Here is an 18,310-nt window from a genome sequence, read left to right on the forward strand (position 1 = left end):
GGCTTTTCATTTCTGTTCACTGATTGGCAAGGATAAAAGAAGATGGCCCTGGACCCTGACCTGGAAGGTTTCCTCGAGCTGGTTCAACTGGGACGCCTGAGCGGCAAGACCCGGCCCATGCATGAACTGCAGGTAGCGCAGGCGCGCAGCGACTTCGCCTCGGCCTCGGGCATCCTGGACCCTGCGCCGCCAGGCGACCTGCAGGTGGTCGAGCTGAGTGTACCGAGCCGCGATGCCCAGGCGGTGCCGCTGCGCCTGTACCGGCATGCTCGACGTGGCCCCGGCCTGCAACCGGCGATCCTGTACTTTCATGGTGGTGGCAATGTGGTTGGCAGCCTGGACTCGCATGATGCGGTGTGCCGGCGCCTGGCCAGCAGCGGTACCCATGCGGTGCTTGCGCTGGGGTATCGGCTGGCGCCGGAGCACCCTTACCCTACGGCGGTCAACGATGCGCTGGATGCCGCCGACTGGCTGGCGACGCAGGCGACATCACTGGCTATCGACAGCCGGCGGATCAGTGTGGCGGGCGACAGCGCCGGTGCTACCCTGGCCACGGTGCTGGCACTGAGCGCACAGCAAGGCCTGTGCCGGCTTGCGCCCAGTGCGCAGTTGCTGTTCTACCCGGTCACGGACATTACCCGCGAGCGTGATTCGCATCGGCGCTATGCCGAGGACTACCTGCTCGAGAGCCAGACCCTGCGCTGGTTCTACGCCCACTACTGCCCCGACCCGGCCCTGCGCGGCGACTGGCGCGCCTCGCCGTTGCTGGCCGGGCACGCCGAGCCGATGATCCGTACCTATGTCAGCCTGGCCGAATACGACCCGCTGTTCGACGAGGGGCAGGCCTATGCCCAGCGCCTCCAGGCCTCGGGCACCGACGTGACGCTACGGGTGGAACAGGGCCTGACCCACGATTTCCTGCGCATGGGAGGGATTTCGTCGCGGGTCGCGGGGATCTATGCCGAGGTCGAGCACTGGCTGCAATCGGCCTGAGGTACGCGGGCTGCTCAACGCAAAAAGGCGCCGAGGCGCCTTTTTTCGTGGGTGTCGATTTACCAGTCGTAGGTCAGGTTGGCGGTCACCGTGCGGCCCTGGCCGTAGGTGCACTCGAACATGCCGCTGCAGCGGGTGACATACAGTTTGTTGTCCAGGTTCTCCACGTTGGCCTGCACTTTCACGCCCTTGATGTGCAACGGGGAGCGTTCCAGGTCGTAGGAGATCATGCCGTCGTACACGTTGAACGACGGGACGTTGAATTCGCTCCAGGCATAGCTGGTGCCCGGGCTGCTGCGCACATAACGCACTCCGACGCCAAAGCCGAGGCCGACCAGGGCGGTGTCTGCCGGCATCTGGTAGTCGACCCAGGCCGAGGCGGTCAGCGGCGATACGCCGACCGGATGACGACCTTTGAGGCCATCGTTGTCCTTGGTGAACTCGGCGTCGACCCGTGATACCGAGGCGATCAGGTTGAGGTTGTCGGTCAGCGCCGCCTTGCCTTCGAGTTCAAAGCCCACCGAACGCATGGCGCCGGCCTGGTTGTTGAAGCCGGGGTTGGCCGGGTCGCTGGTCAGCACGTTCTTCTTGTCGATCTGGTAGGCCGAGAGCTGGATGAAACTGTCAGAACCTGGCGGCTGGTATTTGATGCCCACTTCGTACTGCTTGCCGGTGGAAGGCTCGAATGTCTTGCCGTCCACGTTGGCGGTGCCGGCCACCGGCTGGAACGATTCGGAGTAGCTGAAGTAGGGCGTGATGCCGTTGTCGAACAGGTAGCCAAAGCCTGCGCGGCCGGAGAACTGCTGATCGCGGGTGGTGGAGGGCTTGACGTACAGCGGGTGGTCGTAATCGATCTTGGCCCAGTCGAAGCGCCCGCCCAGGGTAAGGAACCAGCGGTTCCATTTCAGCTGGTCCTGAACGTAGACGCCGGTCTGGGTGATGGTGTCGTCCCAGGGGTTGGCGGCTGCCTGGCTGAAGTCCAGCGGCTGGCCGTAGTGCGGGTCGTAGAGGTCGATGCCTGGCGGGTTGCGGTCGTAGCGGCCGAGGAACTTGGAGTTGAAGTGGTAGTAGTCCAGGCCCAGCAGCACGGTGTGGTTGACGTCGCCGGTGTTGAACACGGCCTGGGCCGAGTTGTCGATGCCAAAGACCTTGTTGGTCTGCTTCCAGTCGATGGCGTAGCGGTCGGTGTAGCGCTGGTTGTTGACCCCCGTGGCGGGGTTGGCGATGAAGCTGTAGCCGTGCAGCACTGCGGCGAAGCGGTCATCGACGTAGGCGTAGCGCGCGTTCTGGCGCAGGCTCCAGACATCGTCGATCTGGTGGGTCAGCTCGTAGCCGAAGACGTACTGTTCACGGTCGTAGGCGTTGAGCCCGGGCTCGCCGATGAAGGTGTTGCGATCGAGCTTGCCGTTGGGGTTCTTGAATACCGTGCCCACTGCCGGCAGGCCCTGGGGCTCGGGCACGTCGTTGTCTTTCTGGTACTGGCCGTAGAAGGTCAGGCTGGTGTCGTCGTTGATGTTCCAGGTGAAGCTGGGAGCCAGCAGCATGCGCTTCTGTTCGGCATAGTCGACTTCGGAGTTGCTGTCGTTGGCCAGGCCGGTGAGGCGGTACAGGAAGGTGCCTTGCTCGTCGAGCTTGCCGCCGAAGTCGAATGCGCCGTAGCGCCGATCATAGCTGCCAGTACCCAGCACCACCTGGTGGATGGGCTCGACACCGGGGCGCTTGGAGACCATGTTGACGATGCCGCCGGGCTGGTTCTGGCCGTACAGCACCGAGGCGGGGCCCTTGAGAACCTCGACCCGTTCGAGCAGGTAGGGGTCGACCTGCAGCGCACCGCCGGTACTGCCGCCGCCATAGGGCAGGTGCAGGCCGTCCAGATACATCGGCGTGGGGCTGAAACCGCGGGAGGTGGGTTCATCGAAGGCCTTGACCCGTGCCGAGAAGCCCTCGACCTGGATGCCGGGGGTATAGCGCAGTGCCTGGGTGACGGACAGGGCGCCGCGGGCGGTCATCTCGTCCTGGGTGACCACGTTGATGGTCTGCGGGGTTTCCAGGATCGAGGTGTCGGTCTTGGTTCCGGTGGCGCTGCGTTTGGCGACATATCCCTGTACCGGCCCCCACGCCGATTCAGTGAACTTGCCTGACACCAGCGACGGTTCCAGGTTGATCTGGTCGGCATCGGCCCCCGAGCGTGCGCCGCTGAAGTAGATGGCGTTGTCCTGCACGCTGTAGCGCACACCGGTGCCTTGAAGCATGATCTGCAGCGTTTCTTCAAGCGGGTAGCGACCCTTGACGGCGTGCGCGTGCAGGCCGTTGATCTCTTCGGGGTTGAACAGGATCTGCAGGCCGGTCTGATGGCTCAGTTCCTGGATCGAGCGGCCAAGCGGGCCGGCGGGGATGTCCAGCTGCCACTCCTGGGTCTGCGCCTGTGCAGCCAGGGTGAACGCCATGCCCAGCCCGACCGCGGGCAACGTGGCTTTGAAGGCGTGGCGCAGGCGCAACGCAGTGGTCAGGGGCTGCAAGCAGTGTCGTGTTGGCATGGCGATGCTCTTGTCTTGGTTGGCTCAAGTGGTTGGGAAGGTAAGTGTCAGCAGTTTTTTTCGAATGTGGGTAAGACGCGTGACCGCTGAAAAACCGGAAATAAAAAAACTTCTCATTGCCTTTCAGGCGATGGCATCTAGCTGTCAGACGAAGTGGGCGGGGCGGGATTTAGCGCAGGGGGGTGGCAGCGCTGGTTTCAGGCCGTGGCGCGTTGCAACCGATGTGGGAGCCGGCAAGGCCGGCTTCTCCACCTGCTGCAACGCACCTGGCCTGTGGCAGGCAGGTTTGCTCAGGCCGGCTGCAGTTCGCTCACGACCTTGCCGGCGTGCAAACGGATCAGCTGGTCGGCAATGTCGAAGTAACGGTCGTCGTGGGAGATGACGATGATGGTCTTGCCCAGGCGCTTGAGGTCAGGCAACAGCTCGGTGTAGAAAATTCGCCGGAAGGTCGGGTCCTGGTCGGCCGCCCATTCGTCGAACACCAGCACCGGTCGCTCTTCCAGCCAGGCACTGACCAGCGCCAGGCGCTTGCGCTGCCCGGTGGACAGATCGGTGGTGCTGAACACGCCATCGCGAATGCTGACCTTGTGGTCGATCTCCAGTCGTCTGAGGTAGCGCGCAGCATCCTCGGGCACCGGCTTGTCACCCTGGATCACGTCGTCGAACAGGTAGTAGTCGGCAAAGATGGTGGTGAAGATCTGCCGATAATCATCGCGGTTGGCCGCCGTCACCGCCTGGCCATTGAGCTCGATGCTGCCCGACTGCGGCGCGTACAGGCCCAGCAGCAACTTGATCAGGGTGGTCTTGCCACACCCGTTCTCGCCGACGATGAACACGATGTCGCCCTGCTGGATGCTTACGTTCACCGGGCCCAGGCGGAATGGCTCGCTGCCCGGCACCGGGGCGAAACTGTAGCTCACCTGATTCAGGACCAGGCTATGCAGCGGCGTGGCCGGCTGGCTCTGGTCGTCGAGCAGCAGGTGGGGCTCGGGGGAGGAGAACTGCTTGGACAGCTCGGCAATGCGGCGGAAGGCGATCTGTGCCTTGCTGATGATCGGCAGGGTGCCGATCAGGTGCTCCAGCGGGCCCTTCATGTACAGCAGCACCAGCACGAAGCCGCTCATCACCGTCTTGTCGGCGCTGGGCCACCAGGACTGCAAGGCCAGCGCCAGGCCGATGACCACGAAGAACAGCATCGAGCCCAGGCTCTTGGCGATCACGAAGGTGTTGATGGAGCGGATCTGCGTGTCGCAGATGCGGTTGGCGGTGTTGCGGATGCCGTGCAGGAACATGCGCTGGCGGCGCGGGCGGTGGATGCGCAGTTCCTTGGCACCCTCGGCAATGGCGTTGTAGTGCTTTTGCAGGTCGTCCTCGGCTTCACGCGCGGCCTCGAAACCGCGCATGCCCCAGGCGCGGGCGACGAACTGCATCGTGGTGCCCAGCCCGATGGCCACCAGCATCACCAGGAACATCGGCCACGACAGGCTCGCCAGGTAGCCCAGGCAGCCCAGGGTCACGGTGAGGGACACCGCCAGTGGCGCGAAGGCGAAGGCGAAGTCGCTGATGGTGTCGACGTCGTGGGTCAGTACCGGGATCAGCCGATGGCTGCGGTAGCGTTCGATCTGGTCGATGGGCGCAGCCAGGACCTTTTCGCCCAGTTCGCGGCGCAGCCTGGCGATGATGTGCTGGCCCACGTAGTTGCTGCCGATATCGGACAGGATGGTGCTGAGCAGGGCCATCAGGCACAGCCCGGCAAAGCCCAGCACCAGCCCCTGGGTGAGGCCGCTTTCGTTGTGCAGGGCGCTGTTGATGGTGGCCAGCAGCGCGGTGACGCTGAGGCCGCCGAGCATGCCCAGGCCGATCGACAGGCTTACCAGCGGCCAGAAGGGTTTGAGCAGGCCGAACAGTTCACTGATGGCCCCGCGAGGTTTGCTGGTCATTCGAGTCTCCCGAATCACACGTGGTTGAGGGGGCGGTCAGAGCTCGCGGGCAACGCGAAAACCCAGGTAGTCGCCGCGTACATCGGGGGCGCGGCTGTTGCGGTTGCCCGAGCGCGAGAACACCGGCGCCTCGCCCCAGTCATTGCCGCGCATGATGCGGATGTCGCAGTTGCCGGTCAGCCACGCGCTGCCGTCGGCGGGGGCGCCTTCATAGCTGGTGTTGAGGCAGTCGGCGACCCACTCGTAGACGTTGCCGTGCATGTCGTACACGCCGAAGGCATTGGGCGGGAAACTGCCTGCCGGGGAGGTGTACGAGTAGCCGTCGGCAGGCCCGTAGGTGTTGGCGTGCCGGGCGATGCTGTACTTTTTTTCGTCGTTGTCATCGAACGGGAACGGGAACGGTCCGCGCGAGCCGGCGCGTGCGCCGTACTCACGCTCGGCCTCGCTGAGCATGCGGTAGGTGTGGCCGGTCTTTTTCGACAGCCACCGGGCGTAGTCCTGCACGTCGAAGTAGCTGACGCACACCGCTGGCTGGCGCGGACCCTGTTTGTAGGTCGGCTTGCTGGCGGTGCAGGCGCGCCCGGGTCGGGTGTCGCCGTCGGCGATCTTCACCCCGGTTTCGCGGATGTAGGCGTCCAGCTCGCCGGCAGTGACCTGGTAGCGGCTGATGGCAAAGGGCCTGGCGAAGGTCACGGTGTGCAGCGGCCCTTCGTCGTCCTCACGGCCGGTCTCGCCGGGCTCGGTGCCCATGGTGAAGCTGCCGGCGGGCAGTACCACCATTTCGGGGCAGTCCTTGCAGTCGGTGAATACCTGGCCCGGCTGGCGAGGGGAATCTGCCGCCTGGGCGCCCGCGCACAGTGCCAGGCCGAGCGCGGCACTGCACGACAGCTGTGCAAGGGTGCGCGACATGCGCGGGTACGGGGTTGAACGATGGTGAGGCATGGCAGGTTCCGTCAGCTGTTGGCTACAAGATGAAAGGGCGCGATCAGGCACGCAGGCGTTGGCCCAGCACGCTGATCAGGCGATCGATTTCCGCTTCGGTGTTGAGCAGGCCGGGCGCAGCGCGCACCACCGGGCCCACGTCGCGGGACACCGCATCCACCACGATGCGGTGGCGAGTCAGGTACGCGGCCACCTCGTCGGCGTCCTGGCCCTTGACCCGGAAGAAGGTGAAGCCTGACGAGTGACGCGGGCTGCGCGGGGTGACCAGTTCGATCGCCTTGTACTCGGCCAGGCGTTGCTTGAGGTAGTCGTTCAGCCCGTGGATGCGCGCCTGAATCGGCGCCTTGCCTACCTGCAGGTGCAACTCGAAGGCCTTGCCCAAGGCCCAGCGGTGCTCGAAGGCGTGGTAGCCGCCGGGGCTCATGATGGTGGCGAAGTCCTCGTTCTCGGAGAACGTGGCGAAGGTCGGCACCAGGTCCTTGAGCTCGGTGGAGGCAGCGCAGATGATGCCGGTGCCCCGCGGGCCGAACATCCATTTGTGGGTACCGGAGATGAAGTAGTCGCACTTTAGGTCGGCAAAGCGCATGTCTTCCACGCCAAAACCGTGCACGCCGTCGACCACATAGAGGATGCGGTCCTGCTCGTCGCGGTTGCGGTTGTGTTCGCGTACCAGCTCGCCGATGGCTCCGATGGGCAGCTTGACGCCGCTGCCCGAGTGCACCCAGGTCATGCCCAGTACCCGCGTGGACGGGCGGATCGCGGCGGCGATGTTGCCCAGTACCTCGTCGTCCGAGACCCGCTGCGGGTCGCGGAACAGGCGGATCTTGCGCACCTGGGTGCCCTCGCGGGTGGCGCGGTAGGCGAGGCTGTTGCGGGTGGAGTAATGCTCGTGTTCGGTGGTCAGGATCTCCTGGTGGGCGGCCACCTTAAGGCCGCCGTAGATCAGGCCCAGGCCCTCGGTGGTGCTGCCGGTGAGGGCGATCTGGCGTGGCTTGACCTCCAGGTAGCGGGCGGCCCAGTCGCGCACTTCGCCTTCGCGCTTCCATTCGGCCTGGGTTTCCCAGTCGACCCATTGCGCGGGGTGGCGGTCGAGTTTTGCGCGATAGTCTTCGATGGCATCGCGCACGGGCTTGGGATGGGAGGTGATCAGGAAGTTGGCGAAATGAGCGTAATCGGGGTCGAGCTCGAACAGGCTGCGAAAGCCGGCCCAGGCATCGCTGCCGTTGCCGGGCAGTGACGGGCCGGCGAGGGCGCCGGGCAACAGCTGGCTGCCCAGCGGCAGGCTGGCGGCCAGCAGGCCGGCGTACTTGAGAAGGGTGCGGCGATCGGTCATGACGGGGCTCGCTGGCGAGTCAACGGGAAGAGGCGGCTACAGGGCGGGCGGCGTTTTGCGCCTGTTCCCACACCCGCAGGAAGTTGCCGCCCCAGAGCTTGGCGATATCGGCCTCGGAGTAGCCGCGTGAGAGCAGTTCGGCGGTGACGTTGCGGGTTTCGCCCACATCGCGCCAGCCGTCCACGCCACCGCCCTCGTTGAAGTCCGAGCTGATGCCAACGTGATCGATGCCGACCTTGCGCACGGTGTAGTCGATGGCGTCACCGAACTCCTTGAGCGAGGCCGGCGGCTCTTCTTCGAGAATGCCGTACAGCTCGCTGGCGTACTGGCCGAAGCGCTGCTCGGGCCAGGCAGCGATGATCGGGTCGCCGGGCATCAGGGCCACCGCCAGGTTGGGCAGCGGCAGCAGGTCGAAGCGCGCACGCAGGGCGTTGAGCTTGTCCTGGGTCTTCTGGCTCAGGGGCTTGAGGTAGGTGGAGAAGGCCACCACCTGGATCACGCCGCCGCTGTCCTTGATCAGTTGCATCTCCTTGTCGCTGAGGTTGCGCGGGATGTCGACCATCGCCCGTGGAGCGGAGTTGGACGCCACCAGCGGCGTGCGGCTGAGCCGGGCCACCTGCTCCAGGGCCTTTGTGGACATCTGCGAGACGTCGATGATCACGCCCAGGTCGTTGAGCCGCTGTACCGCCTGGCGGCCCAGGGGCGACAGCCCGTCAAGGGCGTCGGCGGTGTCGTTGAAGAACGGCAGCGGGCGCGAGGAGTCGGCCCAGGCGTTGTTACCCACGTAGCTGAAGCCGAACATGCGCATGCCGCGCGAAGCCCACAGGTCGAGCAGGTCGAGGTCGGTACCCAGCGGGTAGGCATTGAGCATGCTGATGAACACCGCGAACTTGCCTTCGCCGTGCAGGCGCCGCATGTCCTGTGGGGTGTAGGCAATGGCCACCTGGTTGGGGTAGTCGCGCACCATCGCCATGATCGACTTGTAGCGCACCTCCTGCAGGTTGCGTGCTTCCTGCACGAAGCCTTCGGTGGGCCGGTGCGGACCGTTGGGGCCGTTCCACATTTCGGGCCAGGCAAAAATGGTCAGCGCGGCGCCGGACAGGCGCCCGCGGGCGGTCTTGACGAGGTCGAAGCGTCCGCTGCCTTCCTTGTCGGCTTCATTGCCTTCCATGCCGAAGTTGGCCGGCAGGGTGATGTGGCTGTCGAACGAGAGCAGGCGATCCTGCAGTTCATTGGCCTGCTTGACCACCTCGCGGGGGTAGCCGGCGCTGGGGCCGAAGTAGGTCCAGGCGGCCACCCCGGCACCGGCGGTGAGCGCGGTGGCCAGGCTGATGTACAAGGCTTTTTTCCAGCGTGGTGTGGTCATCGTGGTCTCAGTCAGGTTCACCGTCGAGGTTCAGGCACGAGGCCTTTGCTATCTGGTGAGGACGAGCGCAATCGGCAGAAATTTAGCCGTCGCCTGCGCCCTGTGCGGGCCGCCCGGAGCCGCTTGCTGGCTAAATTTCCCTGTGTGCACAACGTTCTAGCTTCGACAACGCCATGCTCCATGGCGCAACGCGAGACACACAGGTAGGTCAATGACGATTTCTCGACGAGGGTTCATTGCGGGTGTTGCACTGACGGGCGTGGCGGTGCCTGGGGCGCTGTACGCGCACCGCGAGCTGACACGCGAGGAATTTCCGATCACCCCCGGGGAGGCCACCGTCGACTTGCCCGATACCGCCGGCCAGCAGTTGGCCGATACCCTGCGTGGCATCTGGCAGCTGGAAGGCGGCAATGTCGGCCTGGAAGGGCTTGAACACACGTCCCTGGAGTTGTTGCTGGATATTGCTCCGCGTGGCCGCGGCCTGCGCGGATGCCTGGACACGCCCGAGCGCCTGCGCAGTGACGCCGAGCCCCGCTACCGGGTGGTGGGCGACCTGATGCCGGGTGCACCGAATGTGTTGAGCTGGCGGCTGATACCCACAGCGGACACTGCGGGGCTGGCGCGCTATGAGTGTCGCGTGCTGCTCGATGAGGTATGGGGCGATTTCGGTAACGCCGGCACTGCCACGCTCACCGGCCAGGTGCTGGACCTGCAGCGCCCGCTGGCCCTGCCCGAGCAGAACCACCGCTTTGTGGCGCGCAAGCGGACCTTCCCCGAAGCTCGCGAGCGCACCGCGCTGAACCCGACGTTGCTGGCGTGGCTGATCTCCCCCGAGCATCGCCTGTTCCACCAGTTGTGGCATGCCTCGCGGGACAAGTGGCACAAGCTGGCACCCAAGCAGCACGAGGCGTTGCGTGCCATCGGCTGGCAGCCCGGTCCGCGTGACCATGAGCGCGATGCCCGCGGCCCGCGCAAGGATCGCAACGGTTCGGGCGAGGACTTCTTTTTCATGCACCGGCACATGCTCGGTACCGCACGTTCGATGCAGGACCTGCCGTCCTGGCCGCGCTTTCCGATGCCGCAGCCGGAACTGGCGCGTGACCGCGCAGGCTTTTTGCGCTACTTCGACAACCAGGATGGCAACGCCTTGCCGCCCACCTGGCTGGCGCAGGGCGATGACGAATACACCCAGTGGGTCAAGGACATCAAGAGCAGTGAGGTTTTCCATGCCAACTTCGAGCTGTGGGAGTCACGCTACAGCGACCCGCATTATCTTTCGCGCCTGACCCTGGGGCAGTTCGGCTCGGAGGTGGAACTGGGGTTGCACGACTGGCTGCACATGCGCTGGGCGTCGGTGCCGCGTGACCCGGTCAACGGTGCACCGGTGCCCTATGCGCGCACCCCGAGCGATTTTGCGCCGCGCTGGTACGGGCCCGAAAACGATTTTCTCGGCGACCCGTTCTCGTCCCACGTCAACCCGGTGTTCTGGCGCTTCCATGGCTGGATCGATGACCGTATCGAGGACTGGTACCGCGCCCATGAGCGCTTTCACCCCGGCCAGGTGGTGCGGCGCGAGGTCAACGGGGTGGCGTGGTTCGCGCCCGGGCGCTGGGTGGAGGTGGCCGACCCCTGGCTGGGCCCGATCACCCACGGTTGCAGCACGGTGCCGGGCCTGCAGGTGGGCAAGAGCGTGGAGATGGACCCGGAGACCATGAAGCTGGCGTTGCGCATCACCTACAGCGACGAAGACGGGCTGGCCAGCCTGGTTCGCCGGGTGCCGCAGCGTCCGTGGTACGCCCGTCACCTGAAGGTCAGGCAGCGCCAGGTGTAAGGCGCTGCCTGCCGGTGTGCCCTAGCGTACCTGGGGGGTTGCCTGCCAGCCGCCGCCCAGCGCCTTGTACAGCGCGATGCTGGCCTGCAGGCGCGAGCGGCGCAATTGCACGTTGTCGTCCTGGGCAGCGAACAGCGTGCGCTGGGTTTCCAGCACGGTGAGCAGGTCTTCGGCACCTGCCTGGTAGCGGCTCTGGGCAATCTGGAAGGCGCGTTGCGCCTGGGCCAGCTCTTCGCTTTGCCACTGGCGCTGCTGGTCCAGCCCGCGAATGCTGTTCAGGGCCTTCTCTACGTCGGCAAAGCCATTGATGATCGCGCCGCGGTAGGTTTCCAGCAGTTCCTGCTGGCGTGCCGTGGCCTTGTCGCGCTCGGCCTTCAGGCGCCCGCCGTTGAAGATCGGCGCCACCAGCCCGGCACCCAGGTTGTACACCGGGTTGCGCAGCATGTCGTCGACGTGGGAGGCGCCCGAACCGACGGTAGCAGTCAGGGTCAGTGCTGGCAGCATGTTGGCCCGCGCCACCTGCACATCGGCTTGCGCTGCGGCCAGCTGGGCTTCGGCGCTGGCGATGTCGGGGCGGCGGGTAAGCAGCTCGCTCGGCAGGCTGGCGGCAATGTCCGGCCAGCTCAGCCGGGCGAAGGCTTCACGATCCAGCTGCAGTTGCTGGCGCGGTTGGCCAAGCAGGGCGGCCAGGCTGATCAATGTCTGCTCGGCGTCCTGGGCCAGCAGTGGCAGCTGGCGCTGTTGCGCGGCCACCAGGCTCTTCTGCTGGGCCAGTTCCAGTGCGGTGGCGGAGCCCGAGTCGTAGCGGCTCTGCACCAGGTGCAGCACGCTCTGGGCGTTGTCCAGGTTCTGTTCGGCAATGCGCTGCTGTTCGACCAGGGCCAGCCAGCGCGTGTAGTGGTCGGCCACGCCGCTGAGCAGGGTCAGCTCGACGGTGTCGCGCTCGAACTCGCTGGCTTGCAGGCTGAAGCGGGCACTGTCGCGACCGGCGCGCTTGCCGCCCCAGAAGTCCACCTCGTAGGTGGCGCTCAGGGTGGCCTGGTAACTGTTGGTGGCCTTGTTGGCGGTGCTGTTGTCCAGGGTGCTGGAGCGGTAGGCGTACATGCGCTTCTGGCGCGTGGCGTTAAGGCCCGCATTGAGTTCGGGCAGCAGCGCGGCGCCTGCGATCACGGCACTGGCCTGGGCCTGGCGCACACGGGCGACGGCACCGGCCAGGTCATGGCTGCCCACCCGCGCCTGGTCGATCAACTGGTCGAGTTCGCGGCTGCCGAAGGTGGTCCACCATTGCCGGTCGAGGGTGCCGGCCGCGTCCAGGTGTTCGGTATGCCAGCGTGGCAGTAGCTGCAGGCCGCTGTCCGGGCGCGGCGCCTGGCTGGCGCAGGCCGCGAGCAACACGCTGGCGGCAAGTAGGGTCAATGGCGCTTTCATAGTGTGTTCATTCGCTGGTAAGGGCTGCCACCGGGTCGAGCCGGGCGGCCTTGCGGGCAGGCATGAAGCCGAAGATGACGCCGGTGACCAGGGCGCAGGCAAATGCACCGAGCACGGCGGTCAGGGAAAACGCCACGGCCACCTCGCTGAGCAGCAGCGCCCCCCCCACCAGCAGGGCCAGGCCGATGCCGGTGAGGCCGCCGACCACAGAAAGCATCACCGCCTCGGTCAGGAACTGGCGCAGGATGTCGCGCTGGCGGGCACCGGTGGCCATGCGGATACCGATCTCGCGGGTACGCTCGCGCACGGTCATGAGCATGATGTTCATCACGCCGATGCCGCCCACCAGCAGCGAGATGGCGGCAATCGCGCCGAGCATCAGCGACAGGGTGCCCTGGGTGCGGGCTTCGGCCTGGATCATGGCGGCGTTGTTGGTCAGCTCGTAGTCGCGCTTGCCGTTGTGCAGGCGCAGCATCAACTGGTCGATGGCCTTTTCGGCCTCGTTGACGCGACGTGCATCGGCGGCGGCAATGGCCACGTACTCGGGGTTCTGGCTGCCGAACAGGCGGATGCTGGCGGCCGAATAGGGCACCGCGATACGGTCGTCGCTGTCCTGGTCGCCTGAACTTGCGCCTTTTTCGGCGAGCACACCCACCACCTGGAAGGGCACGTTCTCGATCAGGATGTATTCGCCAATGGGGTTGGCGGCGTCCTTGAGCAGCTTTTCGCGCACCTTGTGGCCGATGACCGCGACGGCGCTGGCGTTGCGCTCGTCGGCTTCGGTGAAATAGCTGCCTTGCACCACCGGCCAGTTGAAGATGGCCGGGAAGTTGGTGTCGTTGCCGCCTACGTAGCTGGTGTAGTCGGCATTACCGTAGCGCACGCCGGCGGTGGAGCCGTTGACCGGCATGATGCGCTGGACCTGCGGCAGCCTGCCCACGGCGGCGACGTCTTCCAGGGTGATGACCCCAGGCGGTGTACGCGGGTTGGGAGCGTGGCCGCTGAGGTAGATGATGTTGGAACCGAACGCGCCCATCTGCGCCATCACCTGGCGCTTGCTGCCTTCGCCCACCGCCAGCATCACCACCACCGAGGCCACGCCGATGACGATGCCGAGCAGGGTGAGGGCAGTGCGAAAACGGTTGATCCACATGACGCGCCAGGCGGCCTGCACGGCATCGACCAGCTCGCCCTTCCAGGCCCCGGCATATTCGCTGCCGTCGGCCATGCGTTCGCGCAGGTCGACGGCCTGCAGGGCACCCGGCGGAGCGTCCACCGGCTGGTCCAGCGGGACCGGCGCCGAGTCGCTGATGATCCGGCCGTCGCTGATCTCGATGATGCGCCTGGCGCGAGCAGCTACCGCACGGTCGTGGGTGATGAGGATGACCACGTGGCCCTGGCTGGCCAGTTCGTCCAGCAGCTTCATGACCTCTACGCCGCTGTGGCTGTCCAGCGCCCCGGTGGGCTCGTCGGCGAGGATGATGTGGCCGCCGTTCATCAGTGCGCGGGCGATCGACACCCGCTGTTGCTGGCCGCCGGACAGTTGGTGCGGGCGGTTGGCGGTACGCTGGCCCAGGCCCAGGCGCTCGAGCAGCGCAGCGGCGCGCGCGTGTCGCTCCGGCGCCGGGGTGCCGGCGTAGATCGCGGGCATCTCGACGTTCTCCTGGGCCGAGCAGGAGGGGATCAGGTGATAGCCCTGGAACACGAAACCGAAGGCCTCGCGGCGCAGCCAGGCCAGGGCGTCGCTGTCGAGGTGGGCGACGTCCTCGCCGGCGAACAGGTAGTGGCCGCTGGTGGGGCGGTCGAGGCAGCCGAGGATGTTCATCAGGGTCGACTTGCCGGAGCCCGAGGCGCCGACGATGGCGAGGAACTCACCGGCATGGATGGACAGGTCGATGCCATGCAGGACGTCGACCCGCGGCGTGCCTGCGCCGCCGTAAGACTTGCTGATGGATTTGAGCTGGATCAGTGGCGTCTGCATTCAACCCTCGCTGCCTTCTAGCGGGCCGATCAGCAGGCGGTCGCCTTCGCTCAGGCCATCGAGGATCTCGATGTGCAGGCGGTCGCTGATGCCGGTGCGTACCTGACGTTCCTCGACGCGGCCGTTGCTGGCCACCACCCTGGCCATCTGCGTGGTGTCCCTGAGCCCGCCGTGCAGGGCGGCGATGGGGGCGGTGAGGACATTGCTGGCCTGGCTGGCCACGAAGAATACCTGGGCGGTCATCTCGGCCATCAGTGCGCTGTCGGCGTTGTCGACGTCCAGCAGTACGGTGTAGAGCACCACGCGGCCACTGCCGCTTTTGCTCGAGGTGTTCGGGCTGCCGCCGCCCTGGCCGCTTTCCCCCAGCGGCTTGGGCGGGATCGGCAGGATCTGGCGCACGGTGCTGGCCCAGCGCCGGCTACCGCCGCTGAGGGTGGTGAAGTAGGCGTTCATGCCCGGCTTGACGTGGCCGATGTCGGCTTCGGAGACCTCGGCCCACACGGTCATCGGCGAGAGCTTGGCGATGCGCAGGATCAGCGGGGTCTGCTGCTGTGCGTTGAGGGTCTGGCCTTCGCGGGCATCGACGGCCACCACGGTACCGGACATCGGCGCGTAGATGCGCGTGTAGCCCAGTTCTGCCTGGTCGCTGCGCAGGGTGGCCTGGGCCTGGCGGATCTGCGCCTGGTACATGTCGATGCGGGCCTGGGTGGCCTTGAGTTCGGCGCGCGCGGTCTGTACGTCTTCCTCGCGGGTGGCGCCATTGGCCACCAGGCTCTGCTGGCGCTGGTACTTCTGGCGGGCGAGTTCGTTCTGGGCGCGCTGTTCCTGGAGCTGGGCCTGCAGGTTCTCGATGGCGAAGCGGCTGGCATCGAGCTTGGCCTGCTGGGTGGAGGGGTCGATCTCGACCAGCAACTGGCCTTCCTCGATCGAGTCGCCGGCTTCGACGTGGATCTTGCGGATCTGCCCGGAAGCCTGGGCACCTACATCGACGTAGCGTCTGGGTTGCAGGGTGCCCAGCGCGGTGACGCTGCTTTCGATGTTGGCGCGGGTGACCGCCACGGTGGCCAGTTGGTCGTTGCCAGGCAGGGTCTTCCAGGCGACCAGCGTGCCCAGGGCGAGCAGGCCGAGGCAGCACACGAGCAGGCGGCGTTTGTTTTTCGGGCGTTTCATGCGGGCTTCCAACCAGGGGTTGATCCATGCCAGGAGGTGACGAACACGCGCTCGGCAGGCATGGAAGGCTGCAAGTTAAACGAGCGGTATTCGAGGTAATTTAAACCGGTGCGTGGCTGGGCCAGCCCGCACCAGGGCAACATGGGCGAGAGTATGACCGAGTCGCTTGATGAGAATAATATTAATTAGTGTTATTGTGTCGAGCCATACGACCCAGCGGGTTCAACCTCGGCAACGTCGCGCACAGGTACTGTTGTGGAACACTACTATCGAGAGCTGGTGAGCTTTCTGATGTCGCGCCTGGGCAGCCGCCACGCGGCCGAAGACGTCGCCCATGACGCCTACCTGCGGGTGCTGGAGCGGGCTGATTCGCAACCTATCGAGCACCCTCGCGCGTTTCTCTACCGTACTGCACTGAACCTGGTGGTGGATGGCCATCGACGCGAGCGGATCCGCCAGGTCGAACCCCTGGAGGTGCTCGATACCGACGAGCGCTGGCACAGCCCGACCCCCTTGCACGCCATGCATGGCGATCAGCGCCTGGCATTGATGCAGCGTGCGCTGGCCGAACTCAGCCCGACATGCCGCGACAGCTTCATATTGCGCAAGCTCGATGGCCTGTCGCATCAGCAGATCGCCTTGCGCCTGGGCATTTCCCGCAGCCTGGTGGAGAAGCACATCGTCAATGCGATGAAGCACTGCCGCGTGCGCATGCGCGAGTGGGAATCCTGAGCGCGGGGCTGCGATCCAGGGTGAAAGTTCGGGTTGTTCCTTGATTTATGCGCGATTCCCTACAAGTATCAGTGGCAGACCTCTGTTCAGGCGCGATGTTTGCAGCAACTTGCAGTCGTGGATTGTCGCTGTAGGGTCAAGGACGCTAACTCCCTTTACCTTCTGCCAGGTCCGGACGATGCCAAACAAATCGATGCGCATCCTGATCGCCGACGAGCACCCCAGCCAGTTGCTGCAACTGGAAAAGATGCTCAATGGACTGGGCTATTACCGCATTGCCCCGGTCGAGAGTTTCGTCGAACTGCAGCGCCTGGTGCAGGCGGCCCTGCAGCCCTTCAATCTGCTGATCGGCAACATCGATCTGGCCAGCCACGCGGGCGTGGACATGGCGCGCTTCTGCAAGGCGAGCCTGCCGATCCAGCATGCCTTGCTGTATCACTCTCAGCACCTGAAGGTACCTGCAGTACCGGTGTCACAGCGCCAGGCGGTGAGCCTGAGCCTGCCCAAGGTGCCAGACAGCGAGGCGCTGGAGTCCTTCATGGCGATCATCGATGCGCCGGTGGTAATCGATCAGATGGAGCTGAGCGGTGGCCTGGGCGCCCGTGCAGGCTACCTGCCGCGGCGCACCAATTTTGCCCAGACCGTGTTCTGTCGACCTTCCTGAAGCTTGTCGGGCCATTGGCCGCAGCGTTTTGCTATCCTCTTGCGTTTGCCGATTTGCGGAAACGCCCATGAGTGCCATCGCTACCCCCCGACCGTCGTTGTCACGCGCAGACCACAAGACCCTGGGCCTGGCGGCGCTGGGCGGTGCGCTGGAGATCTACGATTTCATCATCTTCGTGTTCTTCGCGCTGACCCTGAGCCAGCTGTTCTTCCCGCCCGAGATGCCGGAGTGGCTGCGTCTGCTGCAGAGCTTCGGGATCTTCGTCACCGGGTACCTGGCGCGGCCGCTGGGCGGCATCCTGATGGCGCATTTTGCCGATCACCTGGGGCGCAAGAAGGTGTTCAGCCTGAGCATCCTGATGATGGCGCTGCCGTGCCTGCTGATCGGGGTGATGCCGACCTATGCCGACATCGGCTACGCGGCGCCGCTGATCCTGCTGGGCCTGCGCATTCTGCAGGGCGCGGCGGTGGGCGGTGAGGTGCCAAGTGCCTGGACCTTCGTCGCCGAGCATGCGCCGGCCGGGCGGCGGGGCTATGCGCTGGGTTTTCTGCAGGCCGGGCTGACGTTCGGCTACCTGCTGGGCGCGCTGACCGCCACGGCGCTGGCCCAGGTGTTCACCGCCCAGGAGATTCTGGACTACGCCTGGCGCTATCCATTCTTGCTGGGCGGGGTGTTCGGCGTGATCGGGGTGTGGCTGCGCCGCTGGCTGAGCGAGACGCCGGTGTTCCTGGCGCTGCGCGAGCGGCGTGAACAACCGGTGGCCTTCCCGCTGCGCACGGTGCTGCGCGAGCACCGCCGCGCGCTGGTACCGGCGGCCCTGCTGACCTGCGTGCTGACCTCGGCGGTGGTGGTGCTGGTGGTGATTACCCCGACGGTGATGCAGCAGCGCTTCGGCATGAGCGCGGCCGACACCTTCGCCCTGAGCGCGCTGGGTATCGTGTTCTTGAACATCGGTTGCGTGCTGGCCGGCTTGCTGGTGGACCGGGTAGGTGCCTGGCGCGCGCTGATGGTCTACAGCCTGTTGCTGCCGCTGGGAGTGGGGGCGCTGTATGCCAGCCTGATCGGCGGCTGGGGCTGGACCGGGGTGGCCTATGCGCTGGCAGGGCTGGCCTGTGGTGTGGTGGGGGTGGTGCCGTCGGTGATGGTCGGGCTGTTTCCGCCGGCCATTCGCGTGTCGGGGATTTCCTTTACCTACAACCTGGCCTATGCGCTGTGGGCCAGCACCACGCCGCTGATGCTGATTGCGCTGATGCCGTGGAGCCCATGGGTGTGTGTGGGGTTCTGCCTGCTGATGGGCACGGTGGGCCTGCTCACGGCGGTGTACTTCAGTGCGCGGGAGGACCTGCGGGCCGGGGATGAACTGGTGTTGGCGAAGGTGTGAGGTTGATTGCTC

The 18,310-nt window shown here is 65.7% G+C and carries 13 protein-coding genes; 5 read left to right on the top strand and 8 right to left on the bottom strand.

Going from position 1 to position 18,310, the window contains the following annotated elements; translation table 11 throughout:
- The first annotated feature begins 42 nt into the window (after nt 1–42).
- Nucleotides 43–993 carry an alpha/beta hydrolase gene (locus N0B28_RS08685; RefSeq protein ID WP_078480444.1) on the top strand — a complete coding sequence of 317 codons (951 nt, stop codon included), beginning with the start codon at nt 43–45 and terminating at the stop codon, nt 991–993.
- Nucleotides 994–1,052: 59 nt separating this feature from the next.
- On the opposite strand, the gene N0B28_RS08690 is transcribed toward N0B28_RS08685, so the two are convergent.
- The 5 genes from N0B28_RS08690 to pvdM form a co-directional block, all read right to left on the bottom strand.
- Complete coding sequence (locus N0B28_RS08690; protein ID WP_043863163.1) at nt 1,053–3,530, bottom strand: TonB-dependent siderophore receptor; 2,478 nt, start codon at nt 3,528–3,530, stop codon at nt 1,053–1,055.
- A gap of 290 nt (nt 3,531–3,820) precedes the next feature.
- Nucleotides 3,821–5,470: a cyclic peptide export ABC transporter gene (locus N0B28_RS08695; protein WP_058541855.1), complete on the bottom strand. Its 1,650-nt coding sequence runs from the start codon at nt 5,468–5,470 to the stop codon at nt 3,821–3,823.
- Nucleotides 5,471–5,506: 36 nt separating this feature from the next.
- A complete protein-coding gene (locus N0B28_RS08700) occupies nt 5,507–6,379 on the bottom strand; it encodes a formylglycine-generating enzyme family protein (RefSeq protein ID WP_043863172.1) in 873 nt (290 codons plus the stop codon).
- 76 nt (nt 6,380–6,455) lie between these two features.
- The gene (locus N0B28_RS08705) at nt 6,456–7,745 is read right to left on the bottom strand and encodes an aminotransferase class V-fold PLP-dependent enzyme (protein WP_043863161.1); all 1,290 of its coding nucleotides are present in this window, start codon (nt 7,743–7,745) and stop codon (nt 6,456–6,458) included.
- A gap of 19 nt (nt 7,746–7,764) precedes the next feature.
- A complete protein-coding gene (gene pvdM / locus N0B28_RS08710; protein ID WP_043863160.1) occupies nt 7,765–9,111 on the bottom strand; it encodes a pyoverdine-tailoring dipeptidase-like protein PvdM in 1,347 nt (448 codons plus the stop codon).
- Between the two features lie 211 nt (nt 9,112–9,322).
- Here pvdM and N0B28_RS08715 point away from each other — a divergent pair, with 211 nt between their 5' ends.
- Entirely contained in the window at nt 9,323–10,942 is a 1,620-nt protein-coding gene (locus tag N0B28_RS08715; protein WP_058541857.1) for a hypothetical protein, read from the top strand.
- A gap of 21 nt (nt 10,943–10,963) precedes the next feature.
- Here N0B28_RS08715 and N0B28_RS08720 read toward each other — a convergent pair whose 3' ends face one another.
- Genes N0B28_RS08720 through N0B28_RS08730 form a run of 3 tightly spaced genes read right to left on the bottom strand, consistent with a single transcriptional unit; the run spans nt 10,964 to nt 15,521 of the window.
- Nucleotides 10,964–12,370 carry an efflux transporter outer membrane subunit gene (locus N0B28_RS08720; RefSeq protein WP_275731509.1) on the bottom strand — a complete coding sequence of 469 codons (1,407 nt, stop codon included), beginning with the start codon at nt 12,368–12,370 and terminating at the stop codon, nt 10,964–10,966.
- 7 nt (nt 12,371–12,377) lie between these two features.
- Nucleotides 12,378–14,351 carry a MacB family efflux pump subunit gene (locus tag N0B28_RS08725; protein WP_043863157.1) on the bottom strand — a complete coding sequence of 658 codons (1,974 nt, stop codon included), beginning with the start codon at nt 14,349–14,351 and terminating at the stop codon, nt 12,378–12,380.
- Complete coding sequence (locus N0B28_RS08730; protein WP_078480445.1) at nt 14,352–15,521, bottom strand: efflux RND transporter periplasmic adaptor subunit; 1,170 nt, start codon at nt 15,519–15,521, stop codon at nt 14,352–14,354. It lies immediately after the preceding gene.
- A gap of 255 nt (nt 15,522–15,776) precedes the next feature.
- Here N0B28_RS08730 and N0B28_RS08735 point away from each other — a divergent pair, with 255 nt between their 5' ends.
- The 3 genes from N0B28_RS08735 (at nt 15,777) to N0B28_RS08745 (ending at nt 18,298) form a co-directional block, all read left to right on the top strand.
- Nucleotides 15,777–16,253, top strand: a complete 477-nt coding sequence (locus N0B28_RS08735; protein ID WP_043863155.1) for a sigma-70 family RNA polymerase sigma factor — start codon at nt 15,777–15,779, stop codon at nt 16,251–16,253.
- A 178-nt stretch (nt 16,254–16,431) separates the two neighbouring features.
- Nucleotides 16,432–16,917 carry a response regulator gene (locus N0B28_RS08740; protein WP_043863154.1) on the top strand — a complete coding sequence of 162 codons (486 nt, stop codon included), beginning with the start codon at nt 16,432–16,434 and terminating at the stop codon, nt 16,915–16,917.
- Nucleotides 16,918–16,984: 67 nt separating this feature from the next.
- Nucleotides 16,985–18,298, top strand: a complete 1,314-nt coding sequence (locus N0B28_RS08745; RefSeq protein ID WP_043863153.1) for an MFS transporter — start codon at nt 16,985–16,987, stop codon at nt 18,296–18,298.
- The last annotated feature ends 12 nt before the right edge of the window (nt 18,299–18,310 follow it).

The organism is Pseudomonas sp. SD17-1, assembly GCF_029201585.1.
Lineage (GTDB): Bacteria > Pseudomonadota > Gammaproteobacteria > Pseudomonadales > Pseudomonadaceae > Aquipseudomonas > Aquipseudomonas palmensis.